This window comes from Acidovorax sp. GW821-FHT10E04 (assembly GCF_059415185.1).
Genome location: NZ_JBWKMT010000006.1, coordinates 70,565 through 91,852, shown reverse-complemented (window position 1 = coordinate 91,852; position 21,288 = coordinate 70,565). Strand labels below are relative to the sequence as shown.

Sequence of the window (21,288 nt, the reverse complement as noted above, 5' to 3'; positions counted from 1 at the left end):
CAGTCTTCGAGGCCTCGCTTGTTCCACAATGGTGCGATGACAGACGCCCGCCAGTCCCCTCCAGATCCCGCCGCGCCCCCGCGGGCCAAGGCACCGAGATCCCCCGCCCTCGACGACACGGCCGCCACCCGCGCGCCCACGGCATCCCGCCTGCTCAAGGAGCAGGGCATCCTGGCGGAGGCCGAGAACCACTTCGCGCAATTCGGCTTCGAAGGCGCCTCGCTGGAGAACATAGCGGCCGCCATCGGCATCAGCCGCCACAACCTGCTGTACTACTTTCCGAGCAAGGAAGCGCTGTACCAGCGTGTGCTGGACGACGTGCTCACCCAGTGGCTGGCCGGCATGGAGGACCTTTCGCACAGCGAAGATCCCCAGCAGGCCCTGCGCCGCTACATCCGTGCCAAGCTTCAATACTCGCGCGTGCACCCCCAGGGAGCCAAGGTATTCACCAAAGAGGTGATTGCCGGTGCACCACGCTATGGCAAGGCCATCCGCGAGCGCGTCGGCCCGCTGCTCAAGACCGAGGTGCGCACTTTCGAGCGCTGGGCGCGCGAAGGCCGCATCGCCAAGGTGAACTTCACCCATCTGATGTTCATCATCTGGTCCGTGACGCAGGCCTATGCGGAACAGGAGGCGCAATTCGCCTTGTTGCTGGGCAAGCCGTCACTGACCGAACGCGACTATGAAAACGCCGAAGCGTTGATCGTGCGCATGGTGCTGAGCGCGCTTGCGCCGGATGCCGTGGCCTGACCCGCCGCCAGGGCCCCGAAGGCGTGCAGCGTGAAGACCGCCCCCGTGGCCCCTAAACCGCTACTCAATCCGCAGCACGAGGCCATGCAGAGGCGGGCGCTACCGGCAGATCTTCTCGGTAGGGGTTCTTGCCGGCGCGCCGCGACGCCAATGCTCCCCAGGCCGCCCACACGCCTTCGTTGCGCCTTCACGCCTGCCGCTGCTGCCACAGCACGTCCAGCACATGCTGGGTCGCCCGCTCCACAGCCCCCGCCCGGTGCGCGATGCCCAGTGGCCGCCACAGTGCGGGACGCAGCGCCAGCATGCGGATGCGCGGGTCCAGTGGCACGGCCGCGGACGCCTCGTGCGGCAACAGGGTGGCCCCATAACCCGCCGCCACCAGGCTCTTGATGGCATCGTTGTAGTTGAGCTGGATGCGCGCCTTGGGATGCCTGCCCGCCAGGGCGAGCCACTCGCTGGCCAGGCGCGACAGGCTGGTGCCCACGTCGTTGAGGATCAGCGGCTGGCTCGCCAGCCACTGCGGCGTCGCACACCGGGGTGCGGGCCATGCGGCCGGAACAAACGCCATCACCGGGTCACGCCGCCACGGCAGCACCTTGACACCTTGCACGGCGCCCTGCGGGAGCGCGACAAGGCCCACATCCAGCGAGCCGTTGGCCAGGCGCGCCATGGTCTCCTGCGACGTGAGCACCGCCACCTGCACGTCAATGCCGGGGTGATGCTGCCCGACCACCTCCAGCGCCCGGGGCAGCAGGTGCGCAATGACACCGGTGGAGGCACCCAGCCGCACGCGGCCCGACAGGCCCTGGACCTGCCGCTGCACGACGTCCAGCGCCTCCTCGGCATCCGCCAGCAGGCGGCGCGCCCTCTCGACCAGGGATTCGCCCACGCCGGAGGGTTTCACTTCGCCACGCTTGCGCACGAGCAGGGGCGCGCCTATCTGCGCCTCCAGGTCGGCGACATGCAGGCTGACCGTGGGCGCGGCAAGGTGCAACACGCGGGCGGCCTCGGCGAACGAGCCGAGGTCGGCGATGGTGACCAGCGTGCGCAGGCGGTCCAGATTGAGTTCGCGCATGATGTTCATTAAAACTGATGCTGATGTTTGTGAAATTCAACTTTTCAAATTCTATGCCTCCGTTGAAGATTCCGTACCAACATTCACACACCAGGAACACCCCATGAGCGCTCCCCTTGTTTTCATCGATGGCGACCAGGGCACCACCGGGCTGCAGATCCACGACCGCCTGCGCCATCGCACAGACCTGCGCCTGCTGACGCTGCCCGAGGGCGAGCGCAAGGACGCGGCCCGGCGGACCGAGGCCATCAACAGCTGCGACGTCGCGATCCTCTGCCTGCCGGATGCCCCGGCGCGGGAAGCGGCCGCCGCCGTCGTCAACCCCGCGGTCCGCGTGATCGATGCGAGTTCCGCGCACCGCACCGCCCCCGGCTGGGTCTACGGATTTCCCGAAATGGACAAAGAGCAGGCCGCGCGAATCGCCCGCGCCCGGCGCGTGAGCAATCCCGGCTGCTATCCCACCGGTGCCGTCGCCCTGCTGCGGCCTCTGGTACAGGCGGGCCTGCTGCCTGCGGACCACCCCATAACCATCCACGCAGTCTCTGGCTATTCAGGTGGCGGCCGGGCGCGCGTGGAGGAGCATGAAGGCGCCCACACCGCCAACGCGCCGGCCTTCCAGATCTACGGCCTGCAGCTGGAACACAAGCACACGCCCGAGATCGCCCTGCACGCAGGCCTGTCTGAGCGCCCGTTCTTCCTGCCCGCCTATGGCTCTTTTCGCCAGGGCATTGCGCTCACCATTCCCCTCTTGCTGCGGCAGCTGCCTGCGGGCACGACGGGCAGGCACTTGCACGCCTGCCTCGCGCGCCACTTCGCTGGCGCGGCGCATGTCGACGTCATGGACCTTGCCCAGGCCGAGGCGGCCGAGCATCTGGACCCGCAGGCCCTCAACGGCACCAACCAGCTGCAGTTGGGGGTCTTCGCCAACGACCGCCATGGACAGGTGCTTCTGACCGCGGTGTTCGACAACCTGGGCAAAGGGGCTTCAGGGGCCGCGGTTCAGAACCTGGAATTGATGCTGGCCCAGAGTGGCCGGGAATGACGGGTGCCGTGGTCCGCGGGCGAGGTGCGCATGTAACAAATCAACACCACAGAAAGCGAATGTATGTGCGGCATATGCAACGCCGCAGGCAGTTGTTTTGTGGGCTTTTTCACGGTTCGCCGCGTATTTTTGGTCTGCTACACTGCCTTCGCTGTACCGTTTTCTTGCAGGCGCGCAGCCCACATCCCCCACTCGCCCTCATGGCTGCACACGGCAAAGCACCCTATCTTTACGCTCTGGTTTTGTTGTTGGCCGTGCTGGGCGTCTACGTGCCTGGACTCCACAACGAATTGCTGTTTGATGACATGCGGCTCACGGATGGTTCCATCTTCGGCAGGTACGGCAACCTGCTGGAGATCAAGCAGCGCATGGTGTCGTATGGCAGTTTCGTCTGGGTCGACCAGCTCGTGGGCAGCGGCTGGTGGAAGCAGCGGCTGGTCAATATGGCGTTGCACCTGGGTGTGGTGGCTGCGATGTACGCGCTCTTCAAGTCGCTGATGGCCCATACCCGCTTCCCGCAGGACATCGAGGAACAGGCTCACTTCGCATCATCCCAAGACGCCGCATTGCGCGTGGGCATCGCTTTGTTTGCGCTCAATCCGGTAGCCGTCTACGCGGTGGGCTACCTGGTACAGCGATCAATCCTCATGGCAACGCTGTTCTCGGTGCTCGCGTGCTGGGCGTTTGTGCGCGCTTTGGAAACACAGCGAATGGTCTGGTATGTGGGCGCATTGGCCAGCTACTTGCTGGCCTTGCTGTCCAAAGAGCATGCGGTCATGACCGTCGCCGTGTGCATGGCACTGTATGTCCATGTTCGCCGCCCCAGCCTCAGAAACATCGCCATGGCGATGGGAGCCACGCTCTTGCTGCTGGCCTTGGCTACTGCCGCGCTCCTGCGCTTTCGCGGCGAGCTGATAGGCCAGCTCTTTGATGCGCAGTCCGTGGCCTTCGCCCAGCAGCTTGAGACGCTGCGGCCTGGAATTTCGCAGCAGATGTTCCCCTTGAGCATCCTCAACCAGGCTGCACTCTTCTTTGCCTACGGCCTGCTGTGGGTGGTGCCTTATGTTGGATGGATGTCCATCGATTTGCGCCCGGCATTTCCGTTGGGCTTCGCCTCATCCTGGCATATTGTGGGAGCCTTGGGCTATGTGGCACTGCTCTGCGGCTCCGCCTGGTTGCTGCTGCGGCGCACGGGCGCACTGAGCCTTGCGGCGCTGCTCCTCCTTTTTCCACTGTTGTGGTTTGCCACGGAGTTCGCCACCGTCTGGGTACAGGATCCACTTGTGCTGTATCGCAGCTATCTTTGGGGTGTGGCGCTTGCTGGATTGCTGGCGATAGCACTCACGGGCTTCAGGCCCCGTACCATCTATGCACTCGGCGCCGTACTCGGTTTGTTGTTTGCTGCACTGGCGCTGGAGCGCAATCTGTCGTTGCGTGACGAGGTGACTGCCTGGACGGATGCCGCGGAGAAAATCAACCTCAAGGCGCCCCCCAGCGCAGTGGGCCGCAGCCGCCCCTTTCTAAATCTGGGAGCGTATTACCTTGGCAAAAAGATGGTCGATCCAGCGGAAAGAAATCTGTCTGTTGCAAAAGCCCTTGGCGACCAGGGAGAGCTGGGGAATAGCACGCTGTTCAATACGGGCGTGATCCTCCAACTCAAGAAGAGGCATACAGAAGCGCTCCGTGCTTTCGCCACCGCCGAAGCCCAGGGGTATGCAGAAGTATCCCTGTACTACCATCGTGGCGAATCCCAAGCGGCGCTTGGACAGCTGGCGCCTGCATTTGAGAGCTTCAGTACGGCGCTGGACATGGCAGAGAAGGACCCTGAACAGGCAAGCATCCTGCCCACGGTGCGCGTGCGCCAGATCGAGACCGCCATGGCAGCGGAGCTTTATGATGAAGCTATCAAAGGCTTCCACGTTCTACTTCAAACCGCGCCCAATGACCCCCGACTTCTGCTTGGATTGGGAATGGCGCAGGTAGGAAAAGGCGAAACCGGGGCCGCTATTGAAGTGTTCAATCAACTCATTGCAAGCAACCCCAGCGCGGCCGCATACTACGGACGTGCCGTAGCACACCACCGTGCGGGTCATCAAAAGGAAAGCTTGGACGACTTGGACCAAGCCATCAAATTGGACCCGAAGCATCCGCAATATCCTCAGATGCGGGAAGTATTCGCGACCCCCAAGAAAAAATAAGGCGTGACACGTTGTGGCTCTGCGTGTCCTGCACATCGGCAAGTTTTATCCACCCCATCGGGGGGGCATGGAAGTTTTCCTGGCCGACCTCATCAAGGCACAGCGCACCGCAGGAATTGATGCAGCCGCGCTGGTGCACGGAACTCCCGAGCCAAACGATCCGCCGTGGATTACACGGGTACCTGTGCAGTTACAACTTGTCTATGCGCCGATAGCAATCGGGTTTCGTTCGGCCTTGGCAAGGTCCATTGCCAAGCACAAGCCCGATGTCCTGCATTTACACATGCCAAACAATTCGGCACTTTGGGTTCTCACTTTGGGGACGGCGCGAGGAATACCGTGGGTCGTGCACTGGCATTCAGACGTGGTGGCCTCGCGCATGCAGAGCGCGATAGGACTTGCCTACCGGCTATATCGCCCATTCGAGCAGGCTGTGCTGGACCACGCCAAGCGCGTCATCGCTACTTCGCAACCTTATCTCGAATCGAGCGAACCTCTGCAATCTTGGCGCCACAAATGCTCCGTCATCCCCCTGGGCCTGGATACCGAGAATTTGACGTTCGAGGTGCCCACGCCCTCCCAATGGAAGGCCAATAGGCTTCGTTTGCTGTCCATTGGAAGGCTCACGTACTACAAAGGCTTTAAAACGCTGATCAAAGCGGCAGCCCGCATGGAGAACGTGGAGTTGCTGATCGTTGGGGACGGAGAACTTCGCAGCGAGCTACAGGCGCTGATTGGCGCGCTTGCGCCCACTGACAAGCCAGCGAATGTGCGCTTGTTGGGCAATGTGTGCGACGAAGAGAAGAATGCTCTCCTGCAGGACTGCGATGTGTTTTGCCTGGCCTCGCATGAACGTACCGAAGCCTTTGGCATGGTGTTGCTTGAGGCGATGCACTATGCACGACCGTGTATCGTGTCGGCGCTGCCAGGCTCCGGAATGCCATGGGTGGTAGCCACCGCCGGCGCCGGACTCCAGGCGCGTCCTGAAGATGTAGCCGACTGGGAGGCCACCATTCGGCAGATGCAGAACGATCCCGCACTTCGCGCCCTGAAAGGTGAAACAGGGAAAGCTGCCTTGCAAACATACTTTTCGATTGATGCTTGCGCGCAGGCTGTTGCCGATCAGTACGTACTGGCGGCGCCGGAAGCCGATCATTTCCGCCGTCCCCCCAAAGACATTCTTATCGTCATTCCTGCTCGGAACGAGGCGGCAACAATAGGTGCATTGCTATTGCGTCTGAAGGCAGAGGGTTGGCACAACATCGTTGTCATCAATGATCAAAGTACCGACGATACAGGCGCCATTGCATCCGCCGCAGGTGCACATGTGTTGAACCCAGCCCTGCCCATGGGGGCGTGGGGCGGCATGCAAGCCGGCATCTGCTATGCCCTGCAGCAAGGCTATCGGGGCGTCATCACCATGGACGCGGACGGACAGCACGAGGTGGATGAACTCCCCGTGCTGCTTCAGGCAAGAAACCAGTCAGACTTGGTCGTTGGCGCCTTTCCAGAACGGGCCAGCCGCTTGCGCCATCTTGCATGGCAATGGTTTCGCCAACTGGCAGGTTTTGATTTGCGGGACTTGACTTCCGGTTTCAGACTGTACAACCATCATGCGATGAGGGTTCTCGCATCCCGCGAAGCCACGTTGCTGGACTACCAAGACCTCGGGGCCCTGCTATTGGTACGCAGGGCCGGTCTTACGATCTCGGAAGTTCCCGTGTCCATGAATTTGCGTGCAGTGGGGACATCACGCATATTCAACTCGTGGATCAGCGTGGCCAAATACATGGTTGCAACAACATTGCTTTGCTTGGCTCGATGGGACATTGGCCAGCGGAAGGCGCCCTAGATCATCCAAAGTTGTGCGTTTCTCCCGGCGATCAACCCGAAGACCACCCATATTCAATGCCAATTTGTATTTTCCCAGCGATGCAGTACAAATGAAATGACAAATATAAAAAAACCAAGCGAATTAATATGGAAATCGATAATTATTCTATCGATTTTTACGGCCATCGCTTTTCCGGGAACGGTCCGCGCACAAAAAGTATTGCAACTCGTCCCCGGGCAGCCGCCCCTTGCCGGCACGACAACTGCGGCACTCAACACAAAACCTGGTGAGGCATTGCGCATCGAAAATCTGATAGTTGATGACAAGCATCCTTCAGTAGTTCATCTTGAGCTTCACCGCTCCGAGGTGGTTGGCAGCGATACCCAGTATGTGGTGGTAGATGGAAAAGGGGCCCGCGCATTTCCATTTGCCGGTAACGCCCATTTCATTGGCGGCCTAGAGGGAAAGCCCGAAAGTTATGCTTTCGCAACAATAACCCCAGATGGCGAAATCCGAACTATCATTCACCGAGATAATGAGGTCATAGTGAATGAACTACTCCCCGCGCACGGCAGTAGCGGAGGGAAAGTCGCGTCGCGGCTGGTTGATCATCACAAGGATTTTGTCAATCGAGAATTTTCTTGTGGTGTAACACCCACTTTTCTTCAAAGTGAGCCGATTCAACGCAATATTCGCTTAGATGAGATTTTAAAAACGAGCAAGGCAAACTCTTCTCAAATTCTTGCAGAAAAAGCGGATAGCCCGCGCCGCGCCGACATCATCATTGACAGCGACTACGAGCTCTATCAAAAGCTTGGATCTGAAGCCGCAACCTTCACGTACATCACAAACCTTCTCACCTACATTAGCAGCAGGTACCAAACGGAAGTTGCCACGCGCTTCAACCTTAAACAGATACTCATCCGTACAACCTCGGCAGACCCGTGGAGCAAAACGACAACAGGTGAGATGCTCGATGAACTTCAAGCTTTTTGGAACTCGGGCGCAAACGCATCGGTTTCCAGACACCATGTGCACCTCATGAGCGGCAAAAACATAGGCGGTGGCATAGCCTATGTGGGCAGTTTGGCCAGTCCAACTATTGCCTATGGGGTTAGCGCAGGACTTTCGGGCAACTTCACTCCCTCAAACCCCCAAGTCATCTGGGATTCTGTGGTGGTTGCCCACGAAATTGGGCACGCCTTTGGAAGCTCACACACGCATGACTATGACAATCCATTCATTGCGCCATCACCAAACAATGGGGGCGCCATTGACTGCTGCTTCTCGGGGGACGCCACCGGGCAATGTGGTATCTCACTCGGAGGGGCTGGACGCCTTGGGTATCTGCCAGGTATCTCATCAATTTCAGGGGGAGGGGCTGGCCAACGCAACGGCACCATCATGAGCTATTGCCATCTTTTGAATGGCTCGATGGGCAATATCGCCTGGACATTTGGAACCAGTCATCCATACGGTGTGAATCCAGATCGCGTGCCTGCCGTCATGTCAAGCCAAGCCCAATCAAAGCTACCGCTTGATACATCTGGCACCTTTCCCTTGGCGGTGGGCATTTCCGGCACCGGCACCGTAACCAGTTCTCCCGCAGGCATTAACTGCGGAATTGACTGCAATGAAAGTTACGCGGCAGGGACTACTGTCATGCTGTCAGCTACAGCGGGAACGGGCTACACCTTCTCGGGATGGAGCGGTGACTGCACGGGGAACGGGCCATGCTCCATGACGATGAATGTGGCAAAGAACGTCATGGCCAGTTTTGTACCCACACCACAAGGGGTTCTCTCCATTGCCAAGGTAGGAACCGGCAGCGGCACTGTGGTGAGATCCGGAGGCGCCCTCAATTGCGGCAACACATGCACTGAATCGCTGCCCCCTGGCTCGATCGTCACCCTCACAGCCACGCCCGCCAACGGCAGCACGTTCACGGGATGGAGTGGGGATACTTGCACCGGCACGGGTTCGTGCTCATTCACGGTCAACGCAAACACGACCGTCAATGCCCAGTTCAACCTGAGTTCCGGTGGCAGCACATCGACACCTCTGCTACAAAGCAATTTATCTGGCAGTGCTGGCTCTACGCAGTACTTTTCCGTGGCGGTTCCTGCCGGAGCCATCAATCTCGTGATTCAGATCAGCGGCGGCACGGGAGATTCAGATCTCTACGTCAAACTGGGCCAAGTGCCAACCCTGTCGTCTTACGATTGCAGGCCATATCTCATTGGCAATATTGAGACTTGTACACTCCCCACACCGGCAGCAGGCACTTACCACATTATGCTCACTGGCTATGAGCCTTTTTCCGGATTAACGTTGGCCGCCAGCTATCAAATGCAATCCCCCCCAGACATCGGCACAATTATAAATCTCCTGCTTTTGAATTAAGACGAGCCAAGAGGATATATGAAACTCCAAAAATACTTCTGCATTCTTGCAACAACCATTGGTGCACTTTGGGTCCACGCCGCGCAGGCTCAGACTTTCTACATCGAGGAAGATCCAGTTTACCTTCGATTTGAACAATATACCGGAATCAATGGAAATCTCTCTTTTTGGCGCTTACCGACCCCGGGGGTTTCGACGTTCCCCGGGGGAAGCTGTACCAACTTGCGAATCCCCCCTGATCGCCCAGAGCAGGCTTCAAGATTCATGGCGCTATATCTCTTCTCAAAGACCAACAACAAGAAAATTTTCTACCTATACAATACAACTTCGTGCGTCATGGTCAGTTTCGGCACGAATGGCTGATGAAATTTATTTACGAAGGATTTTGGCAGCCTAGGAAGAGGCGCTGATTCAGCGCATATATTCGTTGCGTTGGCGATTTGCAGACGCGAAAAGAATACTATGCACGACATCGCTTTAGTTGTTGCCGAGACTACTTGGCTACGCCACTTCAAGCTTCAAGCATCCAGCGCAACGTCTCCTCCAACGGCGGGACTTCCCAATCACCAATCAGACCAAGCAGTTTGTCCGCACTCCCTCTTAGCGAGCGAACCTCGTTACCGCGGACAAATGCTGGATTGACCTGAACATCCAGGCTGTGGCTGGAAATGCGCCCCATCATGTGCAGGACTTCTCGCAGCGAGTGCATGCGACCAGAGCACACATTGACTGTGGCCCCAGCAGGGCATATCTGCAACAACCGGCGATAGGCCTGTGCAACAGCGCGCACATCTGAAAAGTCTCGCCAAACATCCAGATTTCCCAATTGAATGGTATCCGCGCGCCTGCGGAAATGCGCCGCCATTTTAGGCAGCAGAAAGTCCTCAGACTGCCCCACACCGGTGTAATTGAAGGGCCTGGCAATCACAATGGGCAACTGGTCCATCCACAGCCGCGCCATGAATTCCATGGCAAGTTTGCTCACTGCATAGTCGTTTGCCGGATTGAGGGGCGCGGCCTCAGTCAACACACCTTCTATAGAGTTGCCATACACATTGGCGCTGCTGGCTAACAGCACACACTGTGGCTTGCGCCGAGCGTCTGCAAGCACCGCCAGCAAGTTGCGCGTGCCTAACAGATTCACACGATAAAACGCATCTGCATCTCCATGGCCCACAAACGCTATGGCCGCCAAATGAACCACCACATCGGGCTGCACGTCTTCCACCACCAGCTGCAATGCAGATGCGTCCAGTAAATTTGCACAACGATAGCGAGGGTCGGCCGCATCGGGTTGCGTTCCGACACCCCAGACGTCCCATCCATGCGACTGCAACTCTGCAGCCACATAGCGGCCAGTAAATCCCTTCATGCCGGTGATCAGCGCTCTCGGTTGGGTCATGGCATCCAAGCCCTTGCCTTCAGAACGAGAAACCAGCCTGATTACGCCTCAAGTCAGCCTCTACCATCATCTGGCACAACTGCTCCAGCGTTGTCTGCGGCTCCCACCCCAGTTTGGCTCTCGCCTTGGCAGGATCGCCGATGAGCAACTCCACCTCTGCCGGACGATAGAACTTTGGATTTACGCGCATGACCGTTCTGCCTGTCCCAGCATCGACAGCCATTTCGTGATCAGCCGAGCCGATGAAGTCCACTTCAATACCGGCCCCCTTGAATGCCATGCGCACGAAATCACGCACAGTTTCCGTGCGGTTGGTAGCCAATACGAATGTATCGGGTTCATTCGCCTGCAGCATGCGCCACATACCCTCTACATACTCTTTGGCAAAACCCCAATCCCGCTTGGCGTCCAGATTGCCCAACTCCAGAACATCGAGTTTCCCTAGCTTGATTCTGGCCACGCCGTCGGTAATCTTTCGAGTTACAAACTCACGACCGCGCAATGGGCTCTCATGATTAAACAAGATACCGCTACTGCCAAATATGCTATAGCTCTCCCTGTAATTTACAGTCATCCAATGCGCATAAAGCTTTGCAACACCATATGGACTGCGCGGATAAAAGGGTGTGCTTTCCACTTGAGGCACGGCCTGGACTTTACCAAACATTTCAGACGTACTTGCTTGGTAAAAGCGTATATCCGGATTAACCAAACGAATAGCTTCCAATAAATTGAGAGCACCGAGGCCGGTAATTTGAGCTGTGGCAGTTGGCTGTTCAAACGACACCCCCACAAAACTCTGAGCAGCCAGATTGTAAATTTCGTCGGGCTGAACCTTTTGCAGCAATGAAATACTCGAACCCAAATCTGTAAGATCGTATTCAAGCAAGTGAAGATGGGGGTTACTTTCAATCCCCAATTCTTCGATTCGCCAAAAATTGACCGAGCTCGTGCGTCGATAAGTACCATAAACGGCATATCCTTTTAGCAACAAAAGCTCCGCCAGATATGCACCATCCTGCCCCGTAATCCCAGTAACAATTGCTTTTTTCATGATCGAAATTAATTAATCATTCCAATATAAATGAATAAAATCCTTTTGGACTGGCCTCCGACAGGAATTCGAACATGTCACGCCCAGAATAGAGCTCTTTTCCATTCAAATCGGCGGCTTGGAGCCGGTTTACCCACACATCAGTCCCAATGCCATGCCCCTGGAGATGCCCAAGATGGAGCTCCAAATGCGAATACCGAGCATGCTTCAAAATTCTGGCATAACAGGGGCATGCCAGTAGGTCGAGCTCATATCCCTCTATATCCGTCTTAGTGAAGTCAAATTTCAGATCATCCATTCGATCAATACGATAGCCGCGCAAAGGCATATTCATAAAATCCACTAGCATCTTGGAATTTTCATCCCCTTCTGATGCGTTGGAGGCCAGAACCGCAAACGGAATAACAGTAACCTTACCGATGACGCCATTTATGAAGCAATTAAATGTCCCAATAGCGACATTTAGAATGGATGGCTCATAAGAAATGACCTCAGTCGTATCAGATTGCAGCGCATAGTAGCATGCCCATATCATCTGATGTCCGCCCAGGTCCAAATAGCGCTTGGAGTTTGCAAATAGCCCACGTTTTGACTCCAAAAGGAAATCAAAAGCATGCTCTGCGCCATCCCTCCCATACCACTCCAAAGACTGCTCATTAATTATCGCAACAGATAGCCCGTCACCCCCATCAAATCTGAAGTCCCTTACATACGGTTTCTTCAAAAACCGGTGACTGGAGTTCAAATTTTTCCCAAGCACACGCTCTAGACTATTTTTCAAATCGCCAACCGCGCCCAACCAGTTGCCATTTCTTGCAGCAAGCAGGGCAGAATCAGAAAATTTGAAACACCCATCCTCTACATATATGTCGTGAGCACGAAATGCCGCATTCATTTTTTTGACATAGATCTCATAATCACCATCAAAAGACATCTCAACTCCTTCGAATTATATTAATCAGCGCGCTACTTTTTCCACAAAACCGACAACAAGATCAGAGAAATACCTGCCCAACTGCTCAAAATCATTACACAGCCTCCACCGCTGAGACTGTTCCCTTATTTTGGCTATTTCCTCTACATCTTGCCCGACGGCATGGATGATTTTACCGATGCCCAGCGCCAAATCCTCTGAATTTGTTCCTGGCAATTCATACACAAAATTACGAACATCTTCAAAAATACTTAAAGGAGTAACCGCCACCAAAACTCCAGAGGCCAACCCCATTCTTACAGCAGCACTTGACGATTCAGAAGTATTTTGATAAGGAAAGACTACGAGATCAGCTGAGGACAAAAGACTTAAAGAATCCTCATTCTCCAAGTAATCAGTAATCATTCGAATTCTTGAAGACAAACCTCGGTCGCTGATAATTTTTTTGCACCGATTAATCAGCGCTTCCGACGCTGAATCGGAATATATGGCATTGACCATATCCAGCCTTATTTCAACACCCTGCCGGGACAACATGTCCACTGCAATAATAAGTTGCTCCAAGCCTTTGTGAGGCAACGCGAAACCGTAAGAAGCGACTTTAAATATACCTCCCTCGGTTTTTTTCTCAGATGCTGATGCCTTAATAACGCCCTGAGGGAAAAATACCAAGTTTTTATGAATGCCCAATCGATTGAGATTCACCACATCATTAAGAGAATGTATCAAGACAGCATCACACACACCAAGAGCTAGGGCAAGTTCAGAGAGCCGACGATTGATCACTTCAGGCGGAGGATCCACTGTGGAATGGAGCGTCACTGTCACCACCCGGCCTTTGGTTTTTTGGCGAACTATAAAATCCGAAAGAACAGAAAAATCGTGAAAACCAAAATTCAATTGTATGGATAATACGTCAACATCAGCACGGTCTACGGAGGCGTTGAGCATCGAGAGATTGCCGCCGCCATTTCTCCAACAGCGAATGATATTTACCCCATCATTATCTATCAGGGCTTGTTCGAACGGAGCAAAAATGACAGATGGTTGATTGATAGCACCTACCAAGTTCTTAGAATACGACGCTATTCCACACTTCGTATTCCAAGTAGTAACCCATCCGATTTTCACCTCCCGTTTTAGCTTACCCAAAGCAAGAAATGCGGAGATTTCATTATCCGCTACAGCCGAAGAGGACCTGAGCAAAAAATTATCGGGAACGTTCTTGATATCAGGGCATTCCGCCACTCTAGAAAGAAATTTTCGATAAATAATGCCGCCGCCCAGAGCAGACTCTTTGTCATCAATAAGACGCTCAGTGGTCTCCATGAATTCTATTGCTCTTTTTGCAGACATCTCCCAGGAAAAATTTTTCGAATGCGCGAGAGAATGCTTTTTCAAAGACTCATAAAAAGACTGATCAAGCAATGCTTTCTCCAACTTAGCCGAAATCGCACTCGTGTCTTGTGGATCAAACATCGCATCGGATCGACCCAAAACCTCAGGAATACTTGTCGTGTTAGAGCCGATCGCGGGCACGCCACAAGACATCGCCTCTAGAACAGGCAATCCAAAGCCTTCCCTGAAAGATGGAAAAACAAATAAGGAAGAAAGATTATATAAATCAATCAAATCCTCATCAGCAATATGGCCCAAAAAAAGAACGGCATCATCCCTTAGACCCGAATCCTTGCCGATTTTTTTAAGGCGACGATAAATCTCATCCCAGCCTTTTCCGACAATAACCAGCTGATAGTTGTTCACAATATCAGACGATGTCAGTGCAAAAGCCCTTATTAATCCCTCCTGATTTTTACGAGAATCAAAGCTCGCAACATAAATGAGAAATTTTTGCCGGATACTAAATCTATCTCGCAGATCCTGCTCTCGCTCTATCGATATTAGGCGTGGCTTGAATTTTGAGTCTACGGCAGACGAGATATTTACAATGCGGTCTGATGCGAATTCACCGACATCATGCCCCTCGATTTTTGAATAGTTAGAAATAGCCAGAAGAATTCCGGCATTGCGCATGTGATCGATTTTTTTGAAAAAATGCTTTTCAAGTACATGATTTGTAAGGTACTTCTCCCGCTCCACCAACGGAATCAAGTCATATAGTGTCACCGCAGTCCTGGATGCGGGAAAAAGCAGGCCAACCGAAGTAACGACATCATCGCCCAAACCTTCTATCAAACTGGTCACATGCACGATGTCAGGAGAAAGGTCTGCGATAAATTTTTCTCGAATAAGCTCCGCCATCCTTGTCAAACCAATTTGACCAGTTGCAGCGGTCTTATTTTCTGCAACATCTGAAGGAATATCGATCGCTAATATTTTATGCTGAGGAATCAAGTCAATGAATTCAGCCCGCACCTCATTCTCTGAGGGCAATGATTTATTCAGAAGGACATAAAAATCATGGCAATGGCCTACTCGCATCATTGCTTTCGCCAAAGCCATGGAATAGCGGCCGATTCCACCAAATCTGCTACCAGACTGGCAGCTCTGAAGATCAATCAGAATTTTCATTAATAAATGTAAATGCTAGGAAATAAGCAGCTCTAAGCAAATCAGGACAATGCCTATTGTCAATTGAAATATTACTCAGTGACTACTCTTGCAGGCGCCTCGAAGATCTGTGTATATCTTATGACCTCTGGGCGTAAGATCTTCTCTGCTCAGCTCTTTTGATTGGCCAAATCCAGCCATCATAAAACTATCGATTCTTCCCGGTCGGGAGTGAATGTCCAGCAATTGCGCGTGCAATGCCGGATATTTTTGCAAAAGCCATTGATTTATTCTGGCACTGGCTTTTGGCTTTTGCAAAACGAAGGAGATCAAATACGATAATGGCCGCCGACACGCATTGATTGCACCATGTATTGCCCGATTGAGACCATGACGGATCAGAGGGAAGAAATGAAGTGCCAGATCTGCAAGGAGACGCAATGGCAAAGTAATGCGCCATGACATGCTTTGACGCAATCTCGAGATCTCATGCTCTGCATTCACCGCCCTGCGTTCCAGAGCCACCAGCCTCGCTTCCATTCTTTCAACATTCTTGGCAAACGCCCGGTCTGCCTCGCTGGCCTCGCTTTTCAATATTGATGCCTTCGCCTTCAAAGCTTCAACCATTCCCTCAGACTGCAAGAGTTTTTGCTCGATTTCAAATTGAGCACGCAATTTAAAGCCATCGAATATATTGGGTGGAAATTTAAATGCCGGAGTTAAATAGGCGTGCTCTTTCGCAACGTAGAATCTATTCAATCCATCCGTGTAAACAAAAAAATACTCCGAGGTCAGCAGCAGTTTTTCCCAACCCTCATATACCTCAATTTGAGAGTTTGGAATGGTGGCTTCGACAAGAACAATCCAGGGGCGATTCTTGGTCCAATCATTCCCCTCCAGCACCGCTTGCTCAAAACCCTCTACATCAATTTTCAAAAAATGAACTTCCTCTCCCCGCGGAAAATAACTATTCCAAATTGCATTAAGGGTCGTTACAGAAACCTGCTGACGAATATAAGGCCGCCCCGCAACCACCCCCTCCTCAGCAATTGAATCCACAAGAGTGGAGAGCCCGGAGCCTTCGAAAATAGTAATGGGAAGCGTCCCCGGTGCACGACCAAGCGCCATTCCGACATTACTATCGCGAGGACGCTTATTTTGTAGAAGCTTTAGAAAATCCGGGTTTGGCTCAATATTAATGCCATGCCAGCCCTTTTCATAGAATGCTCTGGTGACTGAATCCTGATCAGGCCAAGCCGCACCAACGTCGATATAGCGCCCCCGCTCTATGTTTGCGAGTGCGCGCATCAACATCACATCTTCAAAGTTCTGGGCATAAGAAATCATTGTATTTTCAGCTACCACTGGTAGGTGCCGTTTTTATCCAGATAGCGATTCAAATTGGACCTGATAAAACTTATCTGATCTTGGCTAAGCAACTCAGATGCATCTTTGGATCTCAACGATGAAACATGGCGTCGGTGATAAAAGTTGACTTTATTATAAAAACTAAAACCTATATCGACACTATCGCCCACATTCATATTACTAGTTTTTTTAAATACCGCCTTCTTTTTATTGTTCAGCCAGATTTTTTGAATCTCAAATGCACCCCATTTCCCGAAAAGATATTTGCTGATTTTTCTTATCACAAGCCAAGGATATCGATCAATATCCTCATATTTTATGTTCAACATATTTTTGTGCATTTTTTGGTGCCATGAAAGCCATTGCTCATAAGTAGCAACGGACTCTTCCAGAGAAAAACCAAAAACATTCATCCATGACGCAATAGCGTCTTCTGGCTTGCGCACAGTGCAAACACATGGAACACCTCTTTTATTTAGAAGTGCATTTATCAGCTCATCAGGCGAATGGCTTTTGACGATTGCATTGATTGGCCCGTCAGATTCAGAAAGAACGTCGTTTATCGAGTTTGAAGAGGATGTAGAAACACCGCCTCTTGCATCAAGAAGCTCTCGGACAACGTTGTAGGAAAATGTCGACCCACTTCTCTGCATCCCCGCCACGATGACTATCACTTTTTTTCCACCTCAACATTGCCAAATAGGTTCGCAAAGCCATAAGAGCTATAAGCGTGTGCACTTATTACACGGAATATCAAAACGTCGACTCTGCGATGCAACATCTCTTCCTTGTCGCGCCCTTCTCTCGTCACTCCCACATTAAGGTAATAAGTCCCAGGAACCAAATTTCCTTGTAGCCCGAACCGAATACGAGCAGATTCAGCAGATTGGAAAGATCTTTTCGGATTTCCAATATTGGCATTTGCATTGGTAGCATAAACGCATACTCCATCCACAGACTTCACCATCATTCCGAAATTCACGCGATCAGCCGGCTCTTTAAAATCAACCTCATAGCTAACAAATATGGGATGTCCTTCAGGGATAATATTCGTTACAGCCCCATCGCTATCTGAAATATTAACATTGACTATTTCTGCCCCCCTGCTTCCGTATTGAACCTCGACACTGCTAGAGGCCAAGGATGAGTCATACAGCGGGACTATCTCTTTTTTTTGCTCTCTCGTATCTTTTGCAGCCCCAAAAAGCAATCGCTCATATGCATCGCAAACGGTTCTAGCTTTTCCAATTTCAGATATTATTCCGTTATTAACAAGAATAGCCCGATCACATATTTTTTTTACCGTCTCTGTATCATGGCTAACAAAAAGCAGGGTAGTCCCCGCCTCCTTATACTCCTCGATGCGTCTAAAACACTTTCTTTGAAAAGCAGCGTCCCCGACCGAAAGGGCCTCATCGACAATCAGTATGTCCGGCCGAGTTGCGGTAGAAACTGCGAAAGCCAGCCTGACCTGCATTCCACTTGAATACGTCCTCAGAGGCTGATCAATATAATCACCAATATCAGCGAATGCCTCTATTTTCGGCATCAAGGCATGGATTTCATCAACGCTATACCCCAGCAACTGCCCGGTCATATACGCATTTTGACGCCCCGTGAAATCAGCGTGAAATCCCATCCCTAATTCAAGCAAGGCGGCTACTCTCCCTTTGACATGAACGCCGCCAGTAGTCGGCTGTGTAGTTCCCGTAATTATTTTCAGCAAGGTACTCTTACCTGCACCATTGACCCCCACAATTCCCACTGCCTCCCCTGGCTCAATAGTGAAATTGATGTCTCGCAGCACCCATGTTTTTTTATGTTGATCGCGACCAGTTATCCATTCAAGCATCCTCGCCCATTTATTGGGGTAGCGTTTATATGCCTTACTAACATTCGAAACAACAATAGTTCCCATCAGAGTTCGTCCACCAGTTCACCGACGCGCGACAAAAAGAACCAAGCGCCCAAAATCAAAAAGAACATCGTCAGAAAAACGAGCGGAGCCAAGCTAGCAAAATCTGGAACACGCTGATTCAAAAATAGAGTCTGATAGGCCACCATCAAAGGCTGCATCGGGTTGTACTGCAGCACCGCCCGCGCAGCGGCTGGCAAGGAGTCGAATACATACACAATAGGCGTGAGCCAGAACCAGAACTGCACCACGATGCCCGTGAGCTGACCCACGTCTCTGAAGAACACATTGAGCGTGCCCAAAAATATGCCCAGTCCCAGGGTAAAGAGCACCTGCAAGGCCAATAACGGCACCATCGCCCACAAGGCCCAGCCCGGCCAGTGGCCAATCAGTGCCAGAAAGGCGAGATACAGCCCAAACACAATGCCAAAGTTGACCAGCGCAGACACCGCCACAATGGCCGGAAGGCAAATGCGTGGAAAGCTGGATTTTTTGATCAGGTTTCCGTGCTCCAGGAATACGCCATTCAGTCGTCCGAGCATTTCTGCAAACAGGCTCCAGGTAAGGACCCCGGCGCACAGATAGATGCTGAATGCAAACGGTGTTTGCTCATGGCCTGCAAGACCAGGTCGCATGAGCTGACCGAACACGACGGTATAAATGACGATCATGGTCAGCGGGTTGGCAACTGACCAGAATGCGCCGAGCAAGGATTCGCGGTACTTGCCGTGGAACTCGCGCATGACGCTGCTCCACACGAAGCCACGGTAGCCCCACAGGGCTTTCAGCATGGGTAGGCCGGGCATAGCAAGGTCAACCTTCTTTGGCACTGCTGCCTTGCGGTGCCGGCACCGCCCGGCCGTAAGTGTCCTCAAACCGCACTATGTCGTCCTCATCCAGGTAGCTGCCAGATTGCACTTCAATGATTTCAAGAGGCACTTTGCCAGGGTTTGTCAACCGGTGCACATGCCCCAGGGGGATGAAGGTGGACTCGTTTTCGCCCAGCAAAAAAACCTTGTCCCCGTTGGTGACCTGGGCGGTGCCCTTGACCACGATCCAATGTTCGGCGCGGTGATGATGCATCTGCAGGCTCAATTGGGCGCCGGGTTTGACCACGATGCGTTTGACCTGAAAGCGTTCGCCGCCATCGATGCTGTCGTACCAGCCCCAGGGCCGGTGAACTTTGCGGTGGGTTGAAGCCAGGCTGCGCTTTTGGGCTTTGAGTTCAGCCACGATTTTTTTAACGTCTTGCGTACGGCTTTTTTCCACCACTAATATGGCGTCAGGAGTTTCCACCACCACCACGTTGTCCATCCCCACGGTGGCTACCAAGCAAGACTCGGAAAACAATAGGCTATTGCGAGTGTCGATGGCCAGCGTCTGGCCGGCATGCGCATTGCCGTCAGCGTCATGTGGCAAAACATCCCAGAGAGCGTCCCATGCCCCCAGATCAGACCATCCCGCATCCAGTGGTACCACGCGGGCGGCTATGCCCAGCGCATCGTTGCCGGGCAGGTGCTCCATCACGGCATAGTCGATGGAATTTGACGGACAAGCAGCAAAAGCTTCGTTGTCTGGGCGTACGAAGTCCATGTCGCGGACACTTCTTTCGATGGAAGCTTGGCAAGCCTGGAGCATTTGAGGCTGCAGGACTTCCATGGCGCGCAACCATTGGTCGGCGCGCACCATGAACAAACCGCTATTCCATAGATAGCTACCGCTGGCAACATAGTCCTGCGCCAGGGCCAAGTCGGGTTTTTCAGCAAAGCTCTGAATGGCAAATGCGTTACCGCCTTCGATGGCCTCACCTTTTTGTATGTAGCCATACCCGGTTTCTGGACGGCTGGCCACGATGCCAAAAGTCACCATGTCACCCCCCTGGGCGAGCTGCCAAGCGATTTCAACGGCTTGGTGGAGCCGCGCTACGTCGGACATGACATGGTCCGCGGGCATGGCCAGCAAGATGGCATGCGGATCTGCGACCAAGGCCGCAAGAGTCAATGCGGGTGCGGTGTTGCGGCCTACGGGTTCCAGCACCAGAGTGGCATCGTCGAAGCCAGCTTCCTGCAGTTGCTGCGCCGCCAGGAACCGATGCTCGCTATTGCACACCACTATGGGCGCAGCCCTGGGGATGTGGGGCACTACACCGTCCAGGCGCCTGGCCGTGTCTTGCAGCATGGAAATTCCGTTTCCCCGAACGGAGAGAAATTGCTTGGGATAGGTTTCGCGCGACAGCGGCCACAGACGGGTGCCTGAGCCGCCACACAAGATGACTGGCAGCAGTGGATGGATCATGGATGGGGGATATCAGACGAAGAGGCCTTGTCGCGTGAGCGGCGTATTTCGGCCTCCAGAATAGCCAGCCGTTGATTGAGACGGCGCATATCGCGTTCGATACGGGTGTTGACCATATCAACATGCAAGGCCTTCAACAGAAGAACAATGCAAACAAAAAGTAACAATAGCGCCGGGGGGTAGCTGATGCGGAGAAGCAGTGCCAAGCCGTCGATCAAGCCGGGCCACATCCCCAAAAGTGCTGCGGCGCCGGCCACGACCACCCAGAAAAGGCCATGCATGAGGTACAGATGATCGCGGCGAACCAGATAGAGGATCAGCACAGCTAAGCCTATTCCCATCAATGCCGTGGTTGCTTGCAAGGATGCCATCAGGTGGTCTCCCCCTCTTAAGTTAATTAGGTTAGGAGCATCCCGTTGCGGGGGTCAAAACAGCCACAGTAGCTGTCGGGCGACCACATCGCAGGCTTCAGGCGCCCAGAAGATCAAACAAATGCACAGGGCCTTG

The 21,288-nt window shown here is 53.5% G+C and carries 17 protein-coding genes; 6 read left to right on the top strand and 11 right to left on the bottom strand.

Going from position 1 to position 21,288, the window contains the following annotated elements; translation table 11 throughout:
* The first annotated feature begins 36 nt into the window (after positions 1-36).
* Complete coding sequence (locus AC07OC_RS19410; protein WP_218340367.1) at positions 37-750, top strand: TetR family transcriptional regulator C-terminal domain-containing protein; 714 nt, start codon at positions 37-39, stop codon at positions 748-750.
* A gap of 187 nt (positions 751-937) precedes the next feature.
* Here AC07OC_RS19410 and AC07OC_RS19405 read toward each other — a convergent pair whose 3' ends face one another.
* Positions 938-1,825 carry a LysR family transcriptional regulator gene (locus AC07OC_RS19405; RefSeq protein ID WP_218340368.1) on the bottom strand — a complete coding sequence of 296 codons (888 nt, stop codon included), beginning with the start codon at positions 1,823-1,825 and terminating at the stop codon, positions 938-940.
* 103 nt (positions 1,826-1,928) lie between these two features.
* Between AC07OC_RS19405 and argC the strand changes: the two genes are divergently transcribed.
* The 5 genes from argC to AC07OC_RS19380 all read left to right on the top strand — a co-directional run bounded on the left by argC (position 1,929) and on the right by AC07OC_RS19380 (position 9,665).
* Entirely contained in the window at positions 1,929-2,867 is a 939-nt protein-coding gene (argC, locus tag AC07OC_RS19400) for an N-acetyl-gamma-glutamyl-phosphate reductase (protein ID WP_218340594.1), read from the top strand.
* Between the two features lie 200 nt (positions 2,868-3,067).
* Positions 3,068-5,065: a tetratricopeptide repeat protein gene (locus tag AC07OC_RS19395; protein ID WP_218340369.1), complete on the top strand. Its 1,998-nt coding sequence runs from the start codon at positions 3,068-3,070 to the stop codon at positions 5,063-5,065.
* Positions 5,066-5,132: 67 nt separating this feature from the next.
* Positions 5,133-6,917 carry a glycosyltransferase gene (locus tag AC07OC_RS19390; RefSeq protein ID WP_218340370.1) on the top strand — a complete coding sequence of 595 codons (1,785 nt, stop codon included), beginning with the start codon at positions 5,133-5,135 and terminating at the stop codon, positions 6,915-6,917.
* Between the two features lie 96 nt (positions 6,918-7,013).
* The gene (locus tag AC07OC_RS19385; protein WP_494601992.1) at positions 7,014-9,302 is read left to right on the top strand and encodes an InlB B-repeat-containing protein; all 2,289 of its coding nucleotides are present in this window, start codon (positions 7,014-7,016) and stop codon (positions 9,300-9,302) included.
* Between the two features lie 18 nt (positions 9,303-9,320).
* Complete coding sequence (locus tag AC07OC_RS19380) at positions 9,321-9,665, top strand: hypothetical protein (protein ID WP_218293385.1); 345 nt, start codon at positions 9,321-9,323, stop codon at positions 9,663-9,665.
* A gap of 148 nt (positions 9,666-9,813) precedes the next feature.
* On the opposite strand, the gene AC07OC_RS19375 is transcribed toward AC07OC_RS19380, so the two are convergent.
* From AC07OC_RS19375 to AC07OC_RS19330, 10 genes are all read right to left on the bottom strand, one after another.
* Complete coding sequence (locus tag AC07OC_RS19375) at positions 9,814-10,704, bottom strand: NAD-dependent epimerase/dehydratase family protein (RefSeq protein WP_218340595.1); 891 nt, start codon at positions 10,702-10,704, stop codon at positions 9,814-9,816.
* Positions 10,705-10,723: 19 nt separating this feature from the next.
* A complete protein-coding gene (gmd, locus tag AC07OC_RS19370; protein ID WP_218293384.1) occupies positions 10,724-11,758 on the bottom strand; it encodes a GDP-mannose 4,6-dehydratase in 1,035 nt (344 codons plus the stop codon).
* Between the two features lie 16 nt (positions 11,759-11,774).
* Complete coding sequence (locus AC07OC_RS19365) at positions 11,775-12,692, bottom strand: class I SAM-dependent methyltransferase (protein WP_218340372.1); 918 nt, start codon at positions 12,690-12,692, stop codon at positions 11,775-11,777.
* Positions 12,693-12,716: 24 nt separating this feature from the next.
* Complete coding sequence (locus AC07OC_RS19360; RefSeq protein ID WP_218340373.1) at positions 12,717-15,224, bottom strand: glycosyltransferase; 2,508 nt, start codon at positions 15,222-15,224, stop codon at positions 12,717-12,719.
* 75 nt (positions 15,225-15,299) lie between these two features.
* On the bottom strand, positions 15,300-16,550 hold the full coding sequence (locus AC07OC_RS19355; protein WP_218340374.1) for an FkbM family methyltransferase: 1,251 nt from the start codon (positions 16,548-16,550) through the stop codon (positions 15,300-15,302).
* 11 nt (positions 16,551-16,561) lie between these two features.
* The gene (locus AC07OC_RS19350; protein WP_218340375.1) at positions 16,562-17,245 is read right to left on the bottom strand and encodes a sulfotransferase family protein; all 684 of its coding nucleotides are present in this window, start codon (positions 17,243-17,245) and stop codon (positions 16,562-16,564) included.
* Positions 17,242-18,489 carry an ABC transporter ATP-binding protein gene (locus AC07OC_RS19345; protein ID WP_218293379.1) on the bottom strand — a complete coding sequence of 416 codons (1,248 nt, stop codon included), beginning with the start codon at positions 18,487-18,489 and terminating at the stop codon, positions 17,242-17,244. Before AC07OC_RS19345 ends, AC07OC_RS19350 begins: the two co-directional genes overlap by 4 nt.
* A complete protein-coding gene (locus tag AC07OC_RS19340) occupies positions 18,489-19,277 on the bottom strand; it encodes an ABC transporter permease (protein ID WP_218293378.1) in 789 nt (262 codons plus the stop codon). The genes AC07OC_RS19345 and AC07OC_RS19340 overlap by 1 nt, the downstream gene beginning before the upstream one ends.
* Positions 19,278-19,299: 22 nt before the next feature.
* Complete coding sequence (locus AC07OC_RS19335; protein WP_218340376.1) at positions 19,300-20,781, bottom strand: mannose-1-phosphate guanylyltransferase/mannose-6-phosphate isomerase; 1,482 nt, start codon at positions 20,779-20,781, stop codon at positions 19,300-19,302.
* Positions 20,778-21,152: a DUF2304 domain-containing protein gene (locus AC07OC_RS19330; RefSeq protein WP_218340377.1), complete on the bottom strand. Its 375-nt coding sequence runs from the start codon at positions 21,150-21,152 to the stop codon at positions 20,778-20,780. Before AC07OC_RS19330 ends, AC07OC_RS19335 begins: the two co-directional genes overlap by 4 nt.
* Between the last annotated feature and the right edge of the window lie 136 nt (positions 21,153-21,288).